The organism is Rhodococcus sp. (in: high G+C Gram-positive bacteria) (assembly GCF_049591685.1).
Lineage (GTDB): Bacteria > Actinomycetota > Actinomycetes > Mycobacteriales > Mycobacteriaceae > Rhodococcoides.
Window position 1 is genome coordinate 1 of the sequence record NZ_JBAWFH010000504.1, and the last position, 6,945, is coordinate 6,945.

Genomic DNA, 6,945 nt, shown 5'->3' on the forward strand with positions numbered 1-6,945 from the left:
AGTGCCCAGCGCTGAACGCATCTGCGTTCTTGAACCATGCGATCAGCTTCTGAGACAGGACTTCGATGTCCGGTTCGGCAGACGCCGGTCTTCGGCCTGCAAGCTTCGACCAGTCGGCGAGAACTGCAGCGTAGTGAGCACGGTGCTTGTCGTCGGCCACCGACGCTGTGTAGAAGGACAAGAGCTCGTCGGGTGCGCTGCCCGAGATCGCGAGTACTTCGAGCAGGTCGCGTTCGCGCTCGAGCGCTGTGCGAACCTCGGGGGTAGGTGCGGCGTCGATGGCGGTCACCAGTAGGTCGGTGAGCTGCGCGGGAAGCGCCGAGAGCGGACGCCCGCTTTCGGCGTCGTCGATCATCGAGGCGAGCATGTCCAGTCGCTGCGTGAGTTTCGCGTGCTCGGCCTGCAACGCGGCGCGCAGTGCGTGCAGGTCGGCGATCGTGTCGGTGGTGCCGTCGTCGTCAGTTGCGTCCTGGGCAAGAATCGCGGCAACCGATCCGAGTGGAATGCCACTGCTCGCAAGCCAGCGAATGCGCATCAACCGGACAACGTCGGTCATCGTGTACGCGCGATAGCCGTTCCCGCGACGTCGCGGCTCGCCGAGCAAGCCGAGGCGATGGTAGTGACGCACTGTTCTCGGCGTGGTGCCGGCAGCGGCGGCGAGCTGACCTATCTGCATGAGCTCAGTGTCGACCATGACCTAGCGTCTAGGTCAAGATGTGGCAACGCCTGCTAGCTGCGTCGATGCCGCCTCATTCGTTACTCGCGAGTAACTTGAAAGCAGTTACAGACGGTCTCGATCCCGTCCGTCAGGTCGGGGCGCAGGTCAAGGCAGTCGGGTATAGCGGATCGAGCCACTGCCCCCCACGACGTCGCATCCAAAGATTAAAGTTGGGTTTGGACGCATCCAAAAGACGACGTTGAAACTGAGGCAAAGGCGAAGATGACTGCAAAACAGCCGACTATTATCTACACATTGACCGACGAGGCGCCGATGCTGGCGACGCACGCGTTCCTGCCGGTCATCCGTTCGTTCGCCAGTGCGGCCGACATCGAGGTCACGTCGAGCGACATTTCCGTGGCCAACCGCATCCTCGCCGAGTTCCCGGATTACCTCACCGAGGAGCAGCGGGTTCCGGACAATTTGGCCGAGCTGGGTCGTCTGACGCAACTGCCCGACACCAACATCATCAAGCTCCCCAACATCAGCGCCTCGGTGCCGCAGCTGCTTGCCGCCATCAAGGAGCTGCAGGACAAGGGCTACGCGATTCCCGATCTCCCCGGCAACCCGAAGACCGACGAGGAGAAGGAAATCCGGGAGCGCTACACCAAGTGCCTCGGTAGCGCCGTCAACCCTGTTCTGCGCGAAGGTAACTCGGATCGTCGCGCGCCGAAGGCCGTGAAGGAATACGCGCGTAAGCACCCGCACAGCATGGGTGAATGGTCCCCGGCGTCGCGCACCCACGTCGCTCACATGCGCCACGGCGACTTCTACCACGGTGAGAAGTCGATGACGGTCGAGGGCGACCGCGAGGTCAAGATGGAACTGCTGACTTCCAGCGGCAAGACCATCGTCCTCAAGGAGAAGGTGTCGCTGACGGACGCCGACGTCATCGACAGCATGTTCATGAGCAAGAAGGCGCTCATCGAGTTCTACGAAGAGCAGATGGAGGACGCCTACAAGACGGGCATCATGTTCTCCCTGCACGTCAAGGCAACGATGATGCGGGTATCGCACCCGATCGTCTTCGGCCACGCAGTCAAGGTCTTCTACAAGGATGCGTTCGCCAAGCACGGTGAGCTGTTCGAACAGCTCGGCGTAAACGTCAACAACGGCCTGTCGGATCTGTACAGCAAGATAGAGTCCCTCCCCAGCGCGCAGCGCGAGGAGATCATCGACGACCTGCACAAGTGCCACGAGACGCGTCCCGAATTGGCGATGGTCGATTCCGCTCGCGGAATCTCCAACTTCCACTCCCCGAGCGATGTCATCGTCGACGCATCCATGCCGGCGATGATCCGCAGCGGCGGCAAGATGTGGGGCGCCGACGGCCGTCCGAAGGACACCAAGGCAGTCAGCCCTGAGTCGACCTTCTTCCGGATCTACCAGGAGATGATCAACTTCTGCAAGACCAACGGTCAGTTCGATCCCACCACGATGGGCACCGTTCCGAACGTCGGTCTCATGGCTCAGAAGGCCGAGGAGTACGGCTCGCACGACAAGACGTTCGAGGTCCCTGAAGGGGGCACCGCCAACATCACCGACCTCGCAACCGGCGAAGTTCTGCTCACGCAGGAGGTCGAAGAGGGTGACATCTGGCGTCTGTGCATCGTCAAAGACGCACCGATTCGCGACTGGGTTGCCCTCGCTGTTCGCCGCACCCGTGAGTCCGGAATGCCGGTCGTCTTCTGGCTCGACCCGTACCGCCCGCACGAGAACGAGCTCATCGGCAAGGTGCGTAAGTACCTGAAAGATCACGACACCGAGGGTCTGGACATCCAGATCATGTCGCAGGTCCGCGCCATTCGCTACACGATGGAACGCCTCATCCGCGGGCTCGACACCATCTCCGCGACGGGCAACATCCTGCGCGACTACCTCACCGACCTGTTCCCGATCCTCGAGCTCGGCACCAGTGCCAAGATGCTCTCGGTCGTTCCGCTCATGGCGGGCGGCGGACTGTACGAGACGGGCGCCGGCGGATCTGCGCCCAAGCACGTCAAGCAGCTCATCGAAGAGAACCACCTTCGCTGGGACTCGCTCGGCGAATTCCTTGCTCTGGCAGTGAGTCTCGAAGACCTCGGCCGCAAGACCGACGGCAAGGCCACCATTCTCGCGAAGGCGCTCGACTCCGCGACGGGCAAGCTGCTCGAGAACAACAAGGGACCGTCGCGCACCACCGGCGAACTCGACAACCGCGGAAGCCAGTTCTACCTCGCCCTCTACTGGGCTCAGGAACTCGCGGAGCAGACCGAGGATGCCGAGCTCGCGAAGCACTTTGAGTCGTTGGCAAAGACGTTGGCCGACAACGAAGAAACCATCATGAACGAAATGAGCGACGTGCAGGGCAACCCCGTCGACATCGGCGGCTACTACTACCCCGACCGTGAAGCGACCGCAGCTGTCATGCGGCCGAGCAAGACCTTCAACGATGCGTTGGAGTCTGCGAAGAAGTAAAACCATTGCTTGAAAGGTCCATTCATACGATCGACGAGTGTGAATGGGCCTTTCACGCTTTGTGGGGCTCAACTCGCTGCGCGGTCCATCTACAACTCGTGGAATCCCAACTGTCACAACTTGAATCGCAAACTACCGCACGCCGGTCTCGGTGGACATCATCTGCCACTGGCGTTACGATCTGCGCGGTGATGCGGTTCGAACCTGTCTCGCCAACATGCGCATCCGCCAGAAGGGTGACGACTCATGCGAGTTCCGGATACCGAGTTCACCGATCGACCCTGGCGAATTCATGACATCGCAAATGACTTCGAGGTCGAGGATGTGTGGTCTTTACCGACACCGGGCGGCCCAGACGATCTGAGCCGCTTCGCGCGCGGTTTCACCGCTCCGAGCAACAACGAACTCACCGACAAGACGACGGCGGTGTTGTTCGCCGTACGGTGGCGCATCGGCAAGTTGCTGGGCTGGGACAAGCCCACTGAGGGAGTGTCGAAGCGGGTGGTCAGTCTGCGGGATCGGCTTCCCCAGGATTTGTTGGACGGAGACCGAGGTCCCGATTTCAGCGACGTCCCGTTCCGGTCGGTGTACCTGACGCACGACGAGTGGGTCTCGGAGCTTGCCAACAAAACCGTCCACGCTCTGATGCACGTGGGGTGGGTATCCGACGGCGCGGGCGGGTTTCACGCTCAGATGACGGCGCTCGTCAAGCCGAACTCCAGATTCGGTTCGGCGTACATGACGGCGATCAAACCGATTCGTCACGCGATCGTGTATCCGCAGTTGATCCGGTCGATCGGTAAGAACTGGCCGCAGTACGCGTAATCAGTTCAGCTCTCCAACAGCCTCTGTTGCGGGCAGAGAGATCGGGTAGAGCGTGAAGTTGCCTTTCATGCCCTTGAGCTCCACTTCGCGAGGTGTGCCCAGCGCGACGTCGGATGCTCGCTCGATCGCTGACCGAACCGGCTCGCTGACGAGGATTTCGCCGCCCTCGGCCTGCCCGGCGACTCGGGCAGCCATGGCGACGTTGAGGCCGAAGATGTCGTCGCCTCGCCGGACCGAACTACCGACGTGGACGCCCATGCGGACGCGGATGTTGCTCCACTTGTCTGGCTTCTCCGTCAAGGCTTCCTGCACTTCGATGCCGCATCGAACAGCCTCGGCAGCGTCGGAGAACGCGATCATGAACCCGTCGCCCTGGTTCTTCACGACGTGGCCACCGTGCTTTTCGACGTGCTTGGACACCAACTTGTTGTGACGTTCCAGGAGCTTCATCCACCCGCGGTCACCCAACTCCTCGTTGCGGGCGGTGGAGCCTTCGATGTCGGAGAACATGACGACGATGTCGCCGTCGGCCGTCATCCTGGCGAGGTCGGGCCGCTCGACCTTGGCCCAGCCTGCGAGATCCTCGACGGAGTTACGCACGGTCGCGCCGAATCCCTTCTGGATCAACGAATCGGTTGTGTTGAACGCAGTGCGCACGGCGAAGGGCACAAGGCCGCGTCGACGACGCTTGGGGTTGCGTATCTCCTCGAGCTCACGGCGTGCGTTCGTCAGCTTCTTGCGCGACACGATGAGAAGAATTCCGAGCGCAATGATGACGGCAAGCTCGACTCCGGCAGCGATGATCCAGTAGGTCACGGCGTTCATCTTCGCCTGTGTCTCGTCGTCACGGGTACCTACCCCGGTAAATTCACCGCTTGCATGGTTCATTCATACGTTCGGATCGTATGGATGGACCATTCAAGCGAAGAGGGGACAGCAGTCAATCCACGTTCTGCAGCAGCACGATCACTGCAAGGATGCCGAGAATCAACGCGAGGTTGGCCTTCCCGTAGCGAACGACGATGGCTACGAATTCCCGGAGGAAGGCCGTCGGAGTGTAGAACCGAGCGGTTCTGGCTCCGGTCACATGCGCGTCCAACCCGAGATCTCGCGTGAACGCAGCGGTCCGTAGGACATGGAAATCGCTGGTGACGACGACCATCGGCTCGGACTCCAAGGCCCGCGATTCCAGAAGCCGTTTCGTCAGAACAAGGTTTTCGTGGGTCGTGCGCGAGTGTGTCTCAGCGATAATGTGATCGGCGTCGATGCCGTGAGCTGACAGATAGGTCTTCATCGCAGTCGCTTCGGCGATGGACTCGTCTGTGCCCTGTCCGCCGGATACGACGAGCGTCGGCCGGTGCCCGGTCGCCACTTCCGCGGCGTACACCTCGCGGGCGCGGTCCAAGCGGCTCGAGAGCAGCGGGGTGACGCTGCCGTCCGCGTTCAACCCGCACCCCAACGCAACGATGGCAGCGCAGCCTGCGGGTGGCTCGATGCGACCGTAGATCAATGCGTACACCGCGAATGCAATGAACTGCACGGCCAGAGCCACAGCAAAAAGCACTGCTGTCCAGAAAACCGCCAGAAACCACAATGGGAGGGTGTGCGATTCGAGGATCGAGAACACCGCGGCAACGAACGCCACGCTCACCGCCGCGACACCGACAAACGCAAGCGGCAGCACCGTCGCCGGACGAAGCCCTTCGCGCCGAATGACCAACACTCCGTTCGCCGCACCCGCGCCGGCCACGCCGACCACCGTGAGGAAGACGATCAACGCGGCGACGGCGAGGAGTACCGCTGCGACACGAGTGTTCACATGGCCCAGCAAGCTCAGCCCACCCAGGGTCCACGCAACAAGTGCAGCGACGACGGCGAGAGCGTTGGACAGCCGTCGGGGATCTCGTTTGATCCCGGCCACCGACGCTGCCGTCAGCGCAGCTGCCAGGGCAAGAAAGAACATCAGCAGACCCGTCCCGCGGGTTCCGGCAGTTGCGCGCGTCGATTGCAGAGCTCGATTACCCAATACGTCACGTAACCATCATTGCCTGGTCCCCCAACGGGTAGCTGTAGCAGTGGATCGCGGAACCCGTCAGATGCGCGTGAATTGCTTGCGGTAGGCGGTGGGGTTCACTCCGAACGCGCTCGTGAAGTTCTGTCGCAGCGTGACGGCGCTGCCGAATCCGCAGCTTTCTGCGATCTTCTCGACGCTGTGGTTGGTGGTTTCGAGGAGACCCCGCGCCTCGTTCAGGCGTTGTTCGAGCACCCATCGCGCCGGGGTGGCACCCGTTGCCCGCTGAAATTGGCGGATGAAGCTACGACGGCTCATGCGGGCTTGCTCGGCGAGGCGCTCGATGGGCAGTGGTTCGTGCAGGCGGGTGAGGGCCCATTCGAGTACGTCCGCGATGGCCGTGTCTTCGGCGGCTGTGGTGAGTGGGCGCTCGATGTATTGCGCTTGTCCACCCTCGCGGTGGGGCGCGACGACGAGGCTGCGCGCAACGCGGGTGGCGGCCGCGGATCCGAGGTGCTTGCGGACGATGTGCAGGCACGAGTCGATCGACGACGCGGTGCCTGCGGAGGTCATCACGTCACCGTGGTCGATGTAGAGCACGGTCTCGTCGAGATTGGTCTGGGCATTGCGTTCACCGAGGTCGCGCATTTTGCTCCAGTGAGTGACGGCTGCCCGGCCGTCGAGTAGCCCGGTATCTGCCACAGCGAAAGATCCGAGGCACAGCCCGGCAATCTCCGCGCCGCGTTGATGAGCGTGCCTTAGTTGACCTTTTAGGTAAGTGCCGATCGGCGGCAGAGTCTCCGGCCACGAGGGGACGATGACGATGTCGGCTGCCTCGACCGTGGCCGGTCCTGCGATGCCGCCGAGGGAGTAGCCCTCCATGGTGGTGATCGATCCCGGCTCATCGGACCAGAGCTGCGTCTCCCAGTTTCCG

At 62.1% G+C, this 6,945-nt stretch carries 6 protein-coding genes; 2 read left to right on the forward strand and 4 right to left on the reverse strand.

The features are described from left to right. The coding region (locus tag WBQ44_RS20710; RefSeq protein ID WP_495568546.1) for a MerR family transcriptional regulator at positions 1-694 on the reverse strand (694 nt) is incomplete at its 3' end. A gap of 246 nt (positions 695-940) precedes the next feature. Here WBQ44_RS20710 and WBQ44_RS20715 point away from each other — a divergent pair. Then, positions 941-3,175, forward strand: a complete 2,235-nt coding sequence (locus tag WBQ44_RS20715; protein WP_495568547.1) for an NADP-dependent isocitrate dehydrogenase — start codon at positions 941-943, stop codon at positions 3,173-3,175. Positions 3,176-3,421: 246 nt separating this feature from the next. After that, positions 3,422-4,000: a DUF2867 domain-containing protein gene (locus WBQ44_RS20720; protein ID WP_495568548.1), complete on the forward strand. Its 579-nt coding sequence runs from the start codon at positions 3,422-3,424 to the stop codon at positions 3,998-4,000. Here WBQ44_RS20720 and WBQ44_RS20725 read toward each other — a convergent pair whose 3' ends face one another. From WBQ44_RS20725 to WBQ44_RS20735, 3 genes are all read right to left on the reverse strand, one after another. Then, complete coding sequence (locus WBQ44_RS20725; RefSeq protein WP_495568549.1) at positions 4,001-4,825, reverse strand: adenylate/guanylate cyclase domain-containing protein; 825 nt, start codon at positions 4,823-4,825, stop codon at positions 4,001-4,003. It abuts the gene before it with no gap. 115 nt (positions 4,826-4,940) lie between these two features. After that, complete coding sequence (locus WBQ44_RS20730) at positions 4,941-6,026, reverse strand: YdcF family protein (RefSeq protein ID WP_495568550.1); 1,086 nt, start codon at positions 6,024-6,026, stop codon at positions 4,941-4,943. A 66-nt stretch (positions 6,027-6,092) separates the two neighbouring features. Further along, positions 6,093-6,945: GlxA family transcriptional regulator (locus WBQ44_RS20735; RefSeq protein WP_495568551.1), on the reverse strand; the 853-nt coding region annotated here is incomplete at its 5' end.